Source organism: Halomonas sp. BMC6 (assembly GCF_964204995.1).
Lineage (GTDB): Bacteria > Pseudomonadota > Gammaproteobacteria > Pseudomonadales > Halomonadaceae > Vreelandella.
In genome coordinates this window covers 2,920,123-2,936,107 of the sequence record NZ_CAXNSH010000001.1, presented here as the reverse complement: position 1 = coordinate 2,936,107, position 15,985 = coordinate 2,920,123, and the positions used below count along the sequence as shown (strand labels likewise).

Genomic DNA, 15,985 nt, shown 5'->3' with positions numbered 1-15,985 from the left:
CGACCAGTGTGCCTGTTCACTGCTGTCCCATGTCCTAGGACGCGGGACAGCGAAGCGGAAAGAAACATGAAAAGTCAACGAGACACCTATGACCACCGCGACCATTGAACAGCGCCTAAGCGAGCCAGAAGGCAAGCAGCTTGAGTTCAAGCGCGACCTATCATCGCCTAAGCCACTGATGAAAACACTGGTCGCCTTTGCCAATACGGCTGGTGGCCAGTTGATCATTGGTGTTGACGATGATGGCACTGTGCTAGGCGTGGATGATCCGCTGGATATGGAAGAGCGCCTTACCAGCATGATCGCGGATGCCATTCACCCTCGGCTATTACCCAATATTGAACTGGTGAGCGTGGGCAAACATACCCTGGTGTGTATTGAGGTGTTTTTGAGTAGCGCACGCCCACACTTTTTCAAAGCGCTTGGCGAAGAAAACGGTGTGCTGGTGCGGCTTGGTTCCAGCAATCGGCAGGCGGGGTTGGCGCTCATCCAGGAAATGCAGCGCCAAGCGAGCGGAACCACCTTTGACGTTCAGCCCATGCCTGAGCTGAGCCGTGACGACCTTGATCAAAACGCCATGCAGCATGCCTTCAGCAGCGAACAACTGCTTGATGACAATAAGCTCCGCACGTTACGGCTACTTGTCTCGTATCAAGGTCGCCTAGTACCCAGCGTGGGCGGAATTTTGCTGTTTGGCCGCGAGCGCCAATGGCACTTTGAAGATGCTTGGATTCAGTGCGGGCGTTTTCGCGGCACCGATAAGGTCGAGATTTTCGACCAGACAGATATTCACGCGCCGTTACCCCAAGCGGTTGATGACATCGAGCTGTTTCTCAAAAAACATGCCTTCAAGCAGGCAGAGTTTGGCGCCATGCGTCGCCGCGATGTGTGGAGTATCCCGCTGACCATCCTGCGTGAAGCGATTATTAACGCCTTGGTACACAGCGACTACTCCCAACGCGGCAGCCCCATACGCATTGCGTTTTATGACGACCGTATCGAGATTGAAAGCCCAGGGCTATTGATGCCCGGCATGACGATTGAAGACATGAAACGCGGCGTTTCGATGATTCGCAACCCAGTGATTGCCCGCGTATTTCGTGAGCTTGGCCTGATTGAGCAGTGGGGCAGCGGCGTAAAGCGTATTTTTGCCGAGGCCGCCGCCCAGGGGCTGCCAGAGCCGCGCATTGAGGAGGTGGCCAACCGGCTTCGCTTTATTGTGCCGCTTGAACAACGGCATGCTGGCCAAGGAGTGACCCAGTCACGGCCCGAGTCACGGCCCGAGTCACGGCCCGAGTCACGGCCCGAGTCACGGCCCGAGTCAGGTCTGGCCGATAGGATACTCCAATGCCTTGCCGACCGGCCCCTAGGTAAAGCCGAGATTGCCAAGTCCCTTGGTCACAAGGGCGTTTCAGGGCAGCTGAAGAGGCAAATGACGTGGTTGCAGAATCAGCAGCTTATCGAAATGACGCTGCCCGAAAAGCCCAATAGCCGCCTTCAACAATACCGCTTAACCCCTCAAGGCCAGCGCTTTTTGCAAGACACTTTCAAGGATCTAACATGAACACCGCCAACATCAAAAAATACGCCCCCAAAGCCCGCGTCCGCTTTATCGACACCATGACGCGCCAGGCGGCCCGGGTGGGCATTAGCCCGGATGGCAAAGGTGGCGCTGTGATTGCCCCCCTGGAGCTAAAGGGCGATGTGTTGGTGATGACCGCCCAGGATGGCCAAACCCACACCGTGCCCGCCCACCTAAAGCGCGCACGGGAAGCGCTGGCCGCGTGGGTGCAGCGCGATGGCTTTACCCAAGCGATAGAGCAGGCCGCCTACAGCTGGTTCAACCGCCTGTGCGCCATTCGCTATATGGAGATTCACGGCTATCTAGACCACGGCCGCCACGTGCTGAGTGGGGCAGGGGGCGAAGCCGGGCAGTTCCAGATTCTGGAGGAATGCTTAGAGGTAGATTTACCAGGGCTAGACACCGCCCGCGTGCGCGAACTTAAGCTCGACGGCACCCAGGATGAAACCCTCTACCGCGAGTTGCTGCTGGCCCAGTGCCACGCCCTGCATGAGGCCATGCCGTTCCTGTTCGAACCGCTGGACGACGCCAGCGAGCTGCTGCTGCCCAACAACCTGACCAAAACCGATTCGCTGATCCGCGAGCTGGTCGAGGCCATTCCCGAAGAGGACTGGAAAGATGTAGAAGTGATTGGCTGGCTCTACCAGTTCTACATCAGCGAGAAAAAAGACCAGGTGATCGGTAAGGTGGTGAAAAGCGAAGACATCCCCGCCGCCACCCAGCTGTTCACCCCCAACTGGATCGTTCAATACCTGGTGCAGAACTCGGTAGGCCGCCAGTGGCTGCAAACCTACCCCACATCAAAGCTCAAGGCCGAGATGCCGTACTACATCGAGCCCGCCGTGCAGGAGCCTGAGGTGCAGGCTCAGCTGGACGCCATTACCCCGGCCAGCCTCGACCCTGAAACCATCAAGGTGCTCGATCCCGCCTGCGGCTCCGGCCATATTCTGGTGGAAGCCTACAACGTGCTGAAGGCGATCTACGAAGAGCGCGGCTACCGCACCCGCGATATCCCCAAGCTGATTCTGGAAAACAACCTGTTCGGCCTGGATATCGACGACCGCGCCGCCCAGCTGGCGGGGTTTGCGCTGTTGATGAAAGCCCGCGAAGACGACCGCCGCATTTTAACCCGCAGCGTGCGCCTGAACGTGCTGGCCATGCAGAGCAGCCAACACCTGGATGCCAATACCCTATGGCGCGACCTGAACCTCACCGGCGACTGGCACCAGGGCCAATCCCAAAGCCTGTTTGATAGCGAACAGAAAGACCTTTCCAGCAACGACGCCACTTACAAGCTAATAGCCGACTTGATTGCGCGTTTCCAGGATGCCAAAACCTTCGGCTCGCTGATTGAAGTGCCTAATGAATGGGAAGCACCGTTGAAAGCACTGTTGGAAGAGCTAAGCGAACTCACCAACAGCGGCGATATGATGCAAAAAGCTGTCGCCCAGCGGTTAGTGCCGATGGTGCAGCAAGCTTGGGTATTGGCTCAGCGCTATAACGCCGTAGTCGCGAACCCGCCCTATATGGGCAGTAAAGGCATGAATAAGGCGCTGAAGGATTACGCCAAAAACGCCTACCCCAACAGCAAGTCGGATCTGTTCGCGATTTTTATGGAGCATGGATTTAGCCTGCTGAATGAAAACGCCTTCAATGCCATGGTCACCATGCAAAGCTGGATGTTCCTTTCCAGCTACGAAAAGATGCGTGAAGCGCTACTTGGAAATAGCACTATTGAAACTATGGTGCATATGGGCAACGGTGTGATGAAGATCGCCTTTGGTACCAACGCCACTGTGTTCCGAAATCGCCATATCGCTGGAATGAAAGGCTCATTCTCGTATACAGAAGCTGGCGATATTAGCGCAAACGGAGAGCCATTCGAATTCCCCGTCAGAAACGAGCGGCTGAAAGTGGTGGCGCCAGATGATTTTAAGAAAATTCCGGGGAGTCCGGTGGCGTATTGGGCGAGTAGTGCAGTTATAAATTTGTTCCAGCATGGTGTGCTTTCCGATTTAGTTGATACTCGTTTAGGTATGGCTACTGCTGATAATAATCGCTTTTTAAGGCTATGGCATGAAGTAAGCTCTTCGGATGCTTTTCTTTATGCGGAAAGCAGGGGGAAAGCACAGCAAGTAATGAAGCGCTGGTTTCCCTATCAAAAAGGTGGCGACTTTCGGAAATGGTTTGGAAATAACGATTATTTTGTTAACTGGCTGGACGATGGCTATGAAATTCAAAATTTCAAAGATGAAGCATCAGGAAAGGTTAGGTCTCATAACTACAATCTTGATTATATTTTCAAGCGTGGAGTGACCTGGAATGCTCTTACATCCGGCAAAACATCGGCGCGAATTAGTGAAAACTCAATATTTGATAATGCTGGGTCTTCATTGTTTGTAAGGCATGGTATATCAGAAGAGGCTGTAATGGCCTTGATTAATTCAAACGTTATGCTTGAAGTTTTTCCACTTATATCCCCAACGTTAAATTATCAACCTGGAGATCTGTCAAAGCTTCCTGCTTTTTTTCCTGGGAGTCTTCAGGCGGAGTTGAATTCTGTTGTTTTAAGTGCAATAACGGTTGAAAAAAATGATTGGGATTCTTATGAAATATCATGGGGGTTTACCAAGTTTCCTCTTTTAGATAAGCATTTTTCACAGTGCAAGTTGGCTGTCGACTATTCCACACTTCGCTCTCAATGGTTAGCAAGCGCTAAAAAAATGCAGGGTCTTGAAGAGGAGAATAACCGCCTCTTTATAGATGCCTACGGTTTACAGGATGAGTTGACACCAGATATACCACTGGAAGAAATCACTCTAACCTGCAACCCACACTATCGCTACGGCGTAAGCGTTCATTCCACGACGTTCTGCCACCCTGCTGAAAATCGCCCTACAGTAACCTCACACTTTCCAACACGAGGTTACCCCCATGAGAAAGCACCGCACACCCGAACAGTGGCAGGCTCTGGTCAATCAGCAGCGTGACAGTGGTCTGTCAGCTTCGAAGTTCTGCAAACAAGAGAACATCGGCTACGCCAGTTTCTGTAACTGGCGCAAGCGCCTGTCCGATCAGGCGGCCGGTGACTCAGCGGATTCCGGCGAAGCCGGTTTTCTGGACCTGTCCTCTCTGATGGGTGCGGCGCAGTCCGGCCCAGGCTGGAACATTGTGCTGAGCCTGGGCAACGGCGTCGAACTGCGGCTGAGCCAGAACGGATGATCGGGCTCGATAGCCAGGCGCGCATCTGGCTGTGCACCGAGCCCACCGACATGCGCAAATCGTTCCGGGGCCTGAGCGCCCTGGTTCGGAATCAATTGAAGCACGACCCCCTCAGCGGTCAGTATTTTGTCTTCGTCAATCGCCGTAAGACCCAGATGAAGATGCTCTACTTTACCGCCACCGGTTACTGTCTGTGGGCCAAGCGCCTGGAGCAGGGCCAGTTCCGGGTGCCGTTATCCGCCTCCGGTCAGCGAACCCTGACCCTGACGGATTTGCAGCTGCTGATTGACGGCATTGAGGTGCAGAAATACCGCCAGTTCAAGCGTTTTCGAGGGGTATAGAAGACAGAGTTCCGGTATAATATCGGCCATGAATTCAACGGCTTCAGCTTCTTCTCCCGGTACACTTTCCTCCTCGGCTCTGGCCGAGGAGAATGCACTGTTGCGGGAGCAGTTGGAGGCCCAGGCGGAATCCATTCGGCAGTTGAAACACCAGTTAGACTGGTTCAAGAAGCAGCTGTTCGGCCCCAAATCCGAGAAGCAGGTGGTCGATCTGCCCGGGCAGGACAGCTTGTTCCAGCCAGAGGAGGCACCGCGACCGGAACAGCCTGCCGATGAAGAAAAACGCACTATTAAGGCTTACCAGCGCGGCACCGGCAAGAAGCAGCGGGACGACGATTGTCTGAACGACACTGGCCTGCGCTTTACTGCCGGGGTGCCGGTGGAAGTCATTGAACACCTGCCACCGGAGCTGACCGGTCCGGACGCCGACCAGTACGACATCATTGGCACTAAAACGACTTATCGCCTGGCCCAGCGCGCCTCCAGCTATGTGGTGCTCAAATGCGAACGCCCGGTGTTCCGTCGTAAGGGCACTGACTCAAAACCTGTGACGACGCCAGCCCCGTTCAACGTGCTGGACAACAGCCTGGCCGATGTCAGCCTGCTGGCCGGGTTGCTGGTGGACAAGTTCCAGTTCCACCTGCCGCTGTATCGCCAGCACCAGCGCATTCAACAAGCGGGTATTACCCTCAGCCGCAGCACCCTGACGAACCTGGTGAAGCGGGCCATCGACCTGCTTCGGCCCATTGTGGACGCCCAGACCGACAACGTGCTGCGCAGCCGGGTGCTGGCCATGGACGAAACACCCATCAAAGCGGGCCACCAGGGCCGGGCAGGCCCGCAGAAAGGCAAGATGAAAACAGGCTGGTTCTGGCCCCTATACGGTGATGACGACGAAGTGGTGTTTACCTACTCGAACAGTCGGGGCCGACTGCACATCGAGCAGGTTCTGAACGACCAATTCAGTGGCACTCTGATCAGCGATGGTTATGCCGCATATGCCCGCTATGCCGCGGCCCAGAAAGGTATTACTCATGCTCAATGCTGGGTGCATAGTCGCCGTTGCTTCGTTGAGGCCCAAAAGGATCATCCTGAGAAGGCCACCGAAGCCCTGCAACAGATCGCGAAGCTGTACCAGATTGAAGATACCATTAAGGAAAAGGAGCTCACCGGCGAGAAGAAGCGCCAATACCGGCTGGACCATGCGAAGCCGGTCGTCAGCGGCTTCTTCCAGTGGTGCCGGGATCAGTTGGCACAAGGCGGCCTCGTGCCCAGCGACCCGCTGACCAAGGCCCTGAACTACGTGCTCGGTCGCGAAGCGAGCCTGACCGTGTTCCTGGAAAACCCGGACGTGCAGCCAGACACCAACCACCTGGAACGGGCGCTACGCCCCATTCCAATGGGCAAGAAAAACTGGATGTTCTGCTGGACCGAACTGGGCGCGGAACACCTGGGCATCATCCAGAGCCTGATCAGCACCTGCAAGCTGCACGATATTAACCCCTACACTTACCTGGTGGACGTGCTGCAACGCGTCAGTCAGCATCCCGCCAGTGAAGTGGCGAACCTGACTCCGCGGCGCTGGAAAATCCGGTTCGCCGAGAATCCGCTACGGGCTCTGATCGATCCCCGTCATCCGGACCGACAAGCCACGCAACTCACACCGGTGGAGGTCGTCCATGCGCATTGAGGACATGAGCATCGACGAGTTGCTGGAACTGAACCAGTACATCTGCCAGCGCATTGATGAACTGCAAGAACAGGAAACCCTGCAAGCCTTGAGTCGGTTGCGGGTTGGTCTGAAAGTGACCTTCGAAGGCCGAGAAGGACCGGTGTTGGGGATCGTCACCAAGATCAACCGCAAGAGTGTGATCGTGCTGGGCGAGGAAGGCAGGAAACAGTACAAGGTCTCGCCGGAGTTACTTAGGCCTCTGCGTGACGTGAAGTAGGTCAACTACGTCGTAGGATGAACGCTTACGCTACGGCGGCAATCGCTCCGAAGAAGAGCTGGAGACTCTGCTGCGGTGCGACACCATTAAGGAATTAGTCAGCTACGCCATCGGCTGCATGATGGGCCGCTACTCGCTGGACAAACCCGGCTTGATACTTGCCAGCCAGGGCGAAACCATCCGCGACTACCTCGCCCAGATCCACGAACCCAGCTTTGCAACGGATAAAAACGCCATCATCCCGCTCACCGACCAGGAATGGTTCCCCGACGACGCCACCAACCGCTTCCGCGATTTTGTGCGTACCGTCTGGGGCGAGGAACACCTGCAGGAAAACCTCGACTTCGTCGCCGAAAGCCTCTGCCTCCACGCCATCAAACCCAAGAAGGGCGAGGCCGCTCTGGACACCATTCGCCGCTACCTCAGCACCCAGTTCTTCAAAGACCACCTGCGCACCTACAAAAAACGCCCCATCTACTGGCTGTTTTCCTCCGGCAAGCAGAAAGCCTTCGAGTGCTTGGTTTACCTGCACCGCTACAACGAAAGCACACTTGCCGAGATGCGCACCGACTACGTCATCCCGCTCACCACCAAGCTCGCCAGCTACGTGGAAAAGCTAGAGCAAGACAAAGACGCCAGCACCTCCGCCGCCGAAGCGAAAGCTATCGAGAAAGAGCTGGGCAAGCTCTACAAACAGCAAGCCGAACTCAACACCTTCGACGAAAAACTGCGCCACTACGCCGACCAGCGTATCTCGCTGGATCTGGATGATGGGGTGAAGGTGAATTATGGGAAGTTTGGGGATTTGTTGGCTGAGGTGAAGCAAGTGGTGGGGAAGTGATTTATGGAGCTTAAAAATATCGAAGAGCTGATTGATAACGAGGGTGAAATCACCATCGGTAGAATTGGGCCGGTGCGCTGCGGTGCTTCTGCAAGCGATGAAGCTAATTGCCTTGCGATGTTAGCTAGGCGGCCTGGCGAGTCGTTTGAGGCGTTGCTTATACGCCTGGATTCCGCGATTGAGGATGCTATTGAGCATGATATCTTCGCAGATGAAATCAATCCATAAAGTGCAATGTATGGAGCTTTGATGACAACTCCTATTGGCCGCTGGCGTATCACCTGGATGGAAACGTGGGATCAGGACTTTGTCGATTTGATTGAGCCGGGCCATTTCCGGTTTGATGATAATGGACTCGGCTATTTTATCTTCGGTGCTGTTGAAGGCCAGCTTGACTACCGCCTTTCAGAAGGCGGCAAGCGTATCGATTTCAGTTGGTCGGGCAATGATGAGGGCGATGAGAAATCTGGCCGTGGCTGGTTTAAGCTATCATCCTCGCGTACCGCCAAAGGGTGCTTTTTCATTCACTGTGGGGATGAGTCAGCGGTGGAAATGGAGCTTCAAACCTAATGGATGACAGCAGCGCAAATTGTATAGGGGTGACATCCACATGATTCATCAAATACGCATCGATAATTTCAAATCGTTGGTTGATTTTGAAATAGGCTTGTCGCGTTTTAGCTGCTTGGTGGGGCTTAACGGTGCGGGTAAATCAACCGTGCTTCAGGCGTTGGACTTCATTTCGCAGCAGATGCGCGGTGATATTGATAGCTGGTTAGAACAGCGCCAATGGGAGCCGCGAGACTTGGGTTCTAAACTCACTGCGAAGAAAAATATCAGCCTCTATGTGCAAGTTGATGATATTCAATGGGAAGGTAGCTTTAATCGCCAATTGTTGCGCTGTACCTCTGAAGAGGTTTTCCAGAACGGCACTCGGTTGATGAAAGTGGAAGATGGTGAGCTTTTTATCAATCGAAGCACTGAGTCTGAAGGGCCTCATTTGGTCAAAAATGACATTATGTTTGAATATCAAGGTTCAATTTTATCGCAGCTAAAAGAAAGTCAAATTAGTCAGCCACTTCAAGCCTTGAAAGATGCGCTGGTTAATATTCGCTCGCTGGATCTTCTTTCGCCGGAATATCTTCGTCAGCGTACACGGGATTCCGCAGGTCATTTGGGGCTTGGGGGCCAAAAGTTATCTGCGTATCTGCATGAGCTTGGCAAAGAGGAACTAAAACGGCTCACCGAGAAGCTTCACGATATTTATCCTAGTCTCGCAAGTATAGAGACACGTTCACTACGTTCTGGTTGGAAACAGTTAGATATTGTAGAAATTTTCAGCGGTAATTTTGTGGGTACGCCTGCGCGCCATGTTAATGATGGTTTGCTACGCTTGCTGGCGGTGCTCTCACAGCTGGCGTCCGATGAACATTTTTTACTATTCGATGAAATTGAAAACGGCATTAACCCAGAGCTTGTCGAGTTTTTGGTAGATGCACTGGTCGAGAGCGAGCACCAGGTGATGGTGACGACTCATAGCCCTGTTATTCTCAATTATTTGGAAGACGAGGTTGCCAAGCAAGGCGTTATTTATTTGTATAAAAATGCCAAAGGGGCCACCCAGTCAATACGTCTGTTTGAAATACCTTCACTGGCAGAGAAACTGCAGTTTATGGGGCCGGGTGAGGCGTTTATTGATACTCAGCTAACGGAGTTAGCCACTGAAATTCAATCGCTTAGCGCTAAGGGGGGCAAGGATGTATCTGCTGCTAAGCGGTGAAGGCCCCAGTGATATAGGCGTGTGCTACCCAGCGGCAGAAGCCTGTCGCGTGGAAGCTTTTAAGCCGGGGCCAATGGCATGGCTGGTGGATCAGTGGGTAGAACAGGTGCAGGGCTATGAGTTCTCTCACCTTCAAGCCGGACTTGTGCACTTTGTGAGTAAGCAGTACCTGGTTGCGACAAGGCCATCCGCCGTGAAGAAGCCTAGTCGTTTGCCGGGTAAAAAACGCGCAAAAGAAACAGGCTATTACTTTAATAATGCGCGTGCATTAGCGCAGTGTGCAAAAGAACTAGCAGCTGAGATTGGTGACGACGTGATTGCGGTGCTGTTTCGCGATAGTGACGGTACGGCATCTGCTGGGCGTGGCGATTGGCAAACGAAATATAACTCCGTGCTGCAAGGCTTTGAGGCGGAAGGTTTTCCACATGGCGTAGCGATGATTCCTATGCCTAAATCCGAAGCTTGGTTGTTATGTGCATTGAAGCCAGAGTCTCCTTACCAACATTGCGCTGCGCTGGAGGAAGCCTCGGGCAATGATGATAGCCCCCATGCGCTCAAAAATCAGCTTGATGCGGCGCTCCAAGGGCAAACCTCGGCAGAGGAGTTAGCCGAAACCGCCAAGGCCGGAAATATACATTGGGAGAATATCGATATGCCTTCTCTAAATGCTTTTAAACACCGGTTGGAAGCAGTTGTGAACTTGATTATTCGGCAGGGAAGTTAGATGCAGCTCGACCAACTCCAGCAGGGCTTACAACACGCCTTCTTCACCGACCGCCATCGGATTGTGTTCTGGTACGACGCCCCTGGCCATTTTGCGGATTCGCTCCGCGAGCTTGCGTTAGAAGGCGTTCAGGTGATCAATATGGCGGGGGAGTCTACTCTGGGTGTCAAGCTACGCCTGGAGCTGGAAGAGCCGGAAGCGGCCACGTTGCTTTATTTCCCCTCCGCTGAGCCAGCCCCAGAAGAGGACTGGCTGTTGGATATCAAGCTGTACTCTGGCCGCTTCTACGCCGACCGCGTTTCAATGATTTTCAATGAGCTGGGCCTAACGCGCCACGTACTGCGTGAACACTTGGCGCAGCGGCAGGCGTTTTTAGCCAGCCGTAAGCGTATTGATGCCCTGAAGCGTTTGGTCACGCCTTCCCTCAGTGAAGATGAGCTGGATCTGGCGATGCTGGCCGTGGTGGTGGGGGCAACGTCCCTCGACGTCGCCACGCTGCTGTTCCATCTGGCTGAAGAGGCGGTAACCCACGAGTTGGGGCTAGAGGCCAACCCCGCGTCCTTGGTCGAGGCCGAGAAGTACGCCTTGGTGCCTGCGCTGGTGCGCGCCCTGCAGGTCGAGGTGGGTTACCCCGCTAGCCAAGCAGAACTCAACGGTGAAGCGCCGCTTAACTTCGGCCAGCTGATGCTGCGGTTATTGATTACCGGCTACTGCGAGAGCATTTCTGATATTCCTGACTGGGCGCGTCAGGTGGCCATTCCCTCTGTTAATGCGCGTGCATCCTCCCGGGCGCTACTCACCCGCTGGCGAGATAGCTCACGCTTTTACCCCGCGTTTGATGTGATCTCCGGGTGGGTGGCGGATGCCCAGCGCATTGATGACAAGTTGCAGGATGTGCCGTTAGAGCAGCTAAGCCATGTGGCGACGTTTGAGGTGGTGGAGAAGCAGATCATCGTCGATCTCTGCCAGGCGATTCCCACGGCGGATGCCCGCGACCTGAAGCTATTCGACAGCATCATTGTGGCGCGCCTGGACGGTTATTGGGCGTCTCGGCATAAAAACGATGCCCGCCGCGAGCGCTACCGGCAGCTGTACGCCGCGCTTACCGCGTCGATTGCGCTGTTTAGCCTGCGTCATCAGCATGCCAAAGGCTTTCATTACGAGAGTGTTGAGGCGCTCTACCACGCTTACCAAACTAATCTCTACCGTTTTGATACCGCCTATCGTCATTACGCGGTGGCATCGGATGCCACTGGCGTTGAGCTGCTAAAAAATCTGGATGCCGCCGTTGAGCGCTGTTATGACGAGTGGTTCCTGGGCCAGCTCACCCGTAACTGGAGCGAGCGCGTGGAAGCCGAGCAGCGGCTCACTCACTGGAAGTTGCCCAATATCCCCAGCCAGCAACACTTCTACCGCGATTGGGTGCAGCCCCAGCTAGCGGCTAGCCGCCAAAAGCGTGTGGTGGTGGTGATCAGCGATGCCTTCCGCTATGAAGCGGCGGAAGAGCTGCGTGAACGCATTAATGCCAAGCGCTACAGTGAAGCGACGTTAAAAAGCCAGTTAGGTGTGGTGCCTAGCTACACCACGCTGGGAATGGCCTCGCTGTTACCGCACCGAGAGCTCAGCTATCAGCCGGGCAGCGATACGGTGCTGGTGAATGGCCAATCTACCCAAGGCACGGCGAACCGCAGCAAGTTACTCAAAGCAGCCCTTGGCGGCGAGGCGTTAGCCGTCACCGCCGAGGACGTAAAAGGCTGGAGCCGTGAAGAGGGGCGCGAAAAGATCAAAGGCGTGCAGCTGATGTACGTCTACCACAACGTGGTGGATGCCCGTGGGGATGCCGCTAACACTGAAAGCGAGACGTTTGCAGCGGTGGAGGATGCCATTGATGAACTGGATCAGCTGACCCGTAAAATTCTCATGCACCTGAATACCAGCACGGTGCTGGTCACCGCCGACCACGGTTTCCTGTTCCAGCGCAGCGCGTTGGATGCTACCGACCGCACGGCGCTGTCAGACAAGCCAACGTCGGCCTTCAAAAGCAAAAAGCGTTATGTGCTGGGCGAGTCGCTGCCCGATAACCCCAGTGTGTGGCACGGCCACACCCGCGATACGGCAGGCACCACCTGCGATACCCAGTTCTGGATACCCAAAGGCGCACACCGTTTTCACTTTGTCGGCGGGGCGCGCTTTGTACACGGGGGCATTATGCCCCAGGAAATCGTGGTGCCCGTGCTCACCGTTCAGCAGCTACGGGGCGAGAAGGTGGAAAAGCGCACCAGTCGCAAGGTGGAGGTGATTTCACCCAAGGCATCGCTGAAAATGGTCAATAACATTCAGCGCTTCGACCTGCTGCAAACCGAAGCGGTGAGCGAGCGCCTCCGCCCGGTCACGCTGTCGGTGGCGATTTACGCGGGTAGCGAGGTGGTTTCCAGTGAAGAGGTCGTGACCTTCGATAGCGCAAGCGACAATATGAACGAGCGCATGAAGTCGGTGCGCCTCTCGCTATCGGGCACGTCATTCGACCGTAAAAACGACTACTTCCTAGTGCTGCGCGATAAAGACCTGGGCACCGAGCGAGAGCGCTACCGGGTGGTGATCGACTTGGCGTTTACGGATGATTTTTTCTAATAGGAGCGTGTATGCAGCTAGTTAAGGAAAACCTGGGCGTTAAGGTTAACGGGATACACGTGAACTGTAATGAGAGCGGTTTTTATAATGCACACGCTTTGCACAAGTCTTCATCTGGAGAAAAATCCAAAGGGCCAGAAGAGTTTTTAAAGCATTTTCCGGAATATGAGACAGAAGCTAGTCACGTTGAAAGAAAATTTGGCAGTAAGCCAGGACTATTTTTTTCGCCATGGTTGTCAGTTGTATATGCCTCTTGGATATCGATTGAATTCTTCAATCTAGTGGTAAATAAAATTGAAAAAAACATGGTGACGCAAGCATATACATTAGGTGTGCAGAGTAATGAGAGCGAAGACATTAGGAACCAAATTTTTAATGAAGGATTACTCAGAGGACAAGAAGTTGAAAAAGAGAAGCTGAATCAAAAATTTTCAAATATGCCTGATCATCCTGTGCAGGAAAAGTCAATCAATACGCTTGAGCTTTGGAGAGAGGCTACATCACAAGAAGAAAACACTCCCTCTGACTTTGTGAACTATATACTTTTAGCCGCACAAGTGTATAGAGATTTAGGGCGTGATGATGTTCTCTCAAACTACGACTGGAATGCTGAAAGCTATTGGGTAACGCCGGAGTTCGCTTTCTATATATTATCTTACTTTCCTTTTGGCTCGTTACAGAGAGCTAATGGATTAAGTTACTTGAACAAAATGTCCAACGGACGTGTGTGGGCCAGCTCCGCTGGTGAGTAGCGTGTACTGCCAAAATAATGGAATTTTTCTTATGGACAACGATTCGCAATACGACCTCGACACGCTGCTCAACATGCACTTTGCTGGCCGCGTGGTGCGTAAGGACCTCACCCAGCGCGTGAAAGAGGGCGCAAATGTGCCTGTTTACGTGCTGGAGTACCTGTTGGGCATGTACTGCGCCTCTGATGATGCCGAGGTGATCGCTAAGGGGTTGGAAAACGTCAAAGCGATTCTGACGGATAACTACGTGCGGCCCGATGAAGCGGAGAAAGTGAAATCCATCGTGCGTGAGCGCGGCAGTTTCAAGGTAATTGATCGTGTCACGGTGCGTCTGAATGAGAAGAAAGATCGCTATGAAGCGGCGTTCAGTAACCTGGGCATCAAAGATGCCGAAATATCTGCAGGCATTGTTAAAGAGCACGAGAAGCTGTTGGTAGGCGGTATTTGGGTGATCGCCACGCTCAGCTACTTCCATGAAGAGGGGCAAACAAGTTCGCCGTTTGGCGTCAGCCTGCTCAAGCCGATTCAGATGCCCCACATGAATATGGATGAACTGTTTGAAGGGCGGCGTGGGTTCACCAATGCTCAATGGCGTGAAGTGCTGATTCGCTCGATTGGTATGGAACCTGCCGAGCTGGATGAGGGCGTGCAATGGCACCTGCTGGCCAGGATGATTCCATTTGTCGAGAACAACTATAACGTCTGCGAGCTAGGGCCACGGGGCACCGGCAAAAGCCATATCTACAAAGAGTGCTCACCCAACAGCATTTTGGTTTCTGGCGGGCAAACCACGGTGGCTAACCTGTTCTACAACATGAGCTCGCGGCGCATTGGCCTGGTGGGCATGTGGGACTTAGTCGCTTTTGACGAAGTAGCGGGGATCTCGTTCAAGGATAAGGACGGGGTGCAGATCATGAAAGATTACATGGCCTCTGGTTCTTTTGCCCGGGGGCGCGAGCAGATGGAAGCCTCTGCCTCGATGGTGTTTGTCGGCAACATCAATCAGAGCGTTGAGTCGATGGTAAAAACCAGCCACCTATTGACGCCATTCCCTGATGCCATGATTGATGCCGCCTTCTTTGATCGCTTCCATGCCTATATTCCTGGCTGGGAAATCCCCAAGATGCGGCCCTCGTTCTTTACTCAGCGCTATGGGTTTATCGTCGATTACCTAGCCGAATTCTTCCGTGAAATGCGCAAGCGCAGCTTCGCCGATGCCATTGATCGCTACTTCTCGTTGGGTGACAACCTCAACCAGCGTGACGTGATCGCGGTGCGTAAAACCGTGTCGGGCCTGCTGAAGCTGATGTTTCCCCATGGGGAGTACATGAAAGATGATGTGCGGGACTGCCTGGAATACGCCATGCAGGTACGCCGTCGCGTGAAAGAACAGCTGAAAAAGATTGGTGGCATGGAGTTTTACGATGTCCATTTCAGCTACATCGACAAAGAGACCCTGGAAGAGCACTTTGTGTCGGTGAAAGAGCAGGGCGGTGGTGGCCTGATTCCAGAAGGCCAGGGAAAGCCAGGCGTGGTGCATACTATTGGTCTCAGCGATAAAGGCATGCCGGGGGTTTATCGCATCGAAATGCAGGTAACCGCAGGCAGCGGCAAGCTGGCCATGTCAGGGCTCTGGAACTCCACCGCCGCCAAAGAGCAGGTCAAAATGGCGTTTGATTACTTCAAGGCCAACGCCAGCCGCATCAGCGGAGCCCGCAAGGTGCTAGAGCACGACTTCCATCTGCATGTGGTCGATCTGCAAAATAGCGGCGTTTTGCGTGACCTTTCGCTCGCCAGCTTGGTCGCGTTCTCTTCTGGCTTGGTAGGTAAACCTACCCAAAGCCAAATGGTCGTGCTGGGCGATATGAGCCTGGGAGGAAGCCTAAAACCCGTCGAAAGCTTAGCGGAATGCCTGCAGGTTGCCTTCGACGCCGGTGGCAAGCGCGTCACCCTGCCCATGAGCAGCGCCATGGATATTCCTACCATCCCCGGAGAGCTGTTCACCAAGTTCCAGACCAGCTTCTATGCCGAACCGATTGATGCAGTGGTCAAAGCGCTTGGGGTGGATTAAGGTTAATGAGTCTACCGTGATACTGCATTCATGGTTTCGCACGCACTGCAGAAGGCACTTAAATGCAAAAATCTAATGAGTCCAGTGATATA

14 protein-coding genes are annotated in these 15,985 nt (G+C 53.9%); all 14 read left to right on the top strand.

What is annotated here, in order from left to right:
* Positions 1–88: 88 nt before the first annotated feature.
* The 14 genes from AB6K10_RS14280 to brxL all read left to right on the top strand — a co-directional run bounded on the left by AB6K10_RS14280 (position 89) and on the right by brxL (position 15,893).
* Complete coding sequence (locus AB6K10_RS14280; RefSeq protein ID WP_339119078.1) at positions 89–1,564, top strand: helix-turn-helix domain-containing protein; 1,476 nt, start codon at positions 89–91, stop codon at positions 1,562–1,564.
* Entirely contained in the window at positions 1,561–4,572 is a 3,012-nt protein-coding gene (gene pglX / locus AB6K10_RS14275) for a BREX-1 system adenine-specific DNA-methyltransferase PglX (RefSeq protein WP_339119077.1), read from the top strand. Before AB6K10_RS14280 ends, pglX begins: the two co-directional genes overlap by 4 nt.
* Positions 4,517–4,804, top strand: a complete 288-nt coding sequence (locus AB6K10_RS14270; protein WP_016915086.1) for a hypothetical protein — start codon at positions 4,517–4,519, stop codon at positions 4,802–4,804. Before pglX ends, AB6K10_RS14270 begins: the two co-directional genes overlap by 56 nt.
* A complete protein-coding gene (gene tnpB / locus AB6K10_RS14265) occupies positions 4,801–5,145 on the top strand; it encodes an IS66 family insertion sequence element accessory protein TnpB (protein WP_044630870.1) in 345 nt (114 codons plus the stop codon). The genes AB6K10_RS14270 and tnpB overlap by 4 nt, the downstream gene beginning before the upstream one ends.
* A gap of 28 nt (positions 5,146–5,173) precedes the next feature.
* On the top strand, positions 5,174–6,835 hold the full coding sequence (locus AB6K10_RS14260; protein WP_339118472.1) for an IS66 family transposase: 1,662 nt from the start codon (positions 5,174–5,176) through the stop codon (positions 6,833–6,835).
* Complete coding sequence (locus tag AB6K10_RS14255) at positions 6,825–7,094, top strand: hypothetical protein (RefSeq protein ID WP_062375866.1); 270 nt, start codon at positions 6,825–6,827, stop codon at positions 7,092–7,094. Before AB6K10_RS14260 ends, AB6K10_RS14255 begins: the two co-directional genes overlap by 11 nt.
* A 118-nt stretch (positions 7,095–7,212) precedes the next feature.
* A complete protein-coding gene (locus tag AB6K10_RS14250) occupies positions 7,213–7,935 on the top strand; it encodes a hypothetical protein (RefSeq protein WP_339119076.1) in 723 nt (240 codons plus the stop codon).
* 3 nt (positions 7,936–7,938) lie between these two features.
* Positions 7,939–8,163: a hypothetical protein gene (locus tag AB6K10_RS14245; RefSeq protein WP_074210654.1), complete on the top strand. Its 225-nt coding sequence runs from the start codon at positions 7,939–7,941 to the stop codon at positions 8,161–8,163.
* A 21-nt stretch (positions 8,164–8,184) separates the two neighbouring features.
* Positions 8,185–8,505, top strand: coding sequence for a hypothetical protein (locus AB6K10_RS14240; RefSeq protein WP_081191891.1), 321 nt, complete (start codon positions 8,185–8,187; stop codon positions 8,503–8,505).
* 40 nt (positions 8,506–8,545) lie between these two features.
* Positions 8,546–9,715: an AAA family ATPase gene (locus tag AB6K10_RS14235; protein WP_339119075.1), complete on the top strand. Its 1,170-nt coding sequence runs from the start codon at positions 8,546–8,548 to the stop codon at positions 9,713–9,715.
* A complete protein-coding gene (locus tag AB6K10_RS14230; RefSeq protein WP_339119074.1) occupies positions 9,693–10,439 on the top strand; it encodes a hypothetical protein in 747 nt (248 codons plus the stop codon). Before AB6K10_RS14235 ends, AB6K10_RS14230 begins: the two co-directional genes overlap by 23 nt.
* Positions 10,440–13,070, top strand: coding sequence for a BREX-1 system phosphatase PglZ type A (gene pglZ / locus AB6K10_RS14225; RefSeq protein WP_339119073.1), 2,631 nt, complete (start codon positions 10,440–10,442; stop codon positions 13,068–13,070).
* Positions 13,071–13,081: 11 nt separating this feature from the next.
* Entirely contained in the window at positions 13,082–13,822 is a 741-nt protein-coding gene (locus AB6K10_RS14220; protein WP_339119072.1) for a hypothetical protein, read from the top strand.
* A 31-nt stretch (positions 13,823–13,853) separates the two neighbouring features.
* Positions 13,854–15,893, top strand: coding sequence for a protease Lon-related BREX system protein BrxL (gene brxL / locus AB6K10_RS14215; protein WP_339119071.1), 2,040 nt, complete (start codon positions 13,854–13,856; stop codon positions 15,891–15,893).
* Positions 15,894–15,985 lie beyond the last annotated feature (92 nt).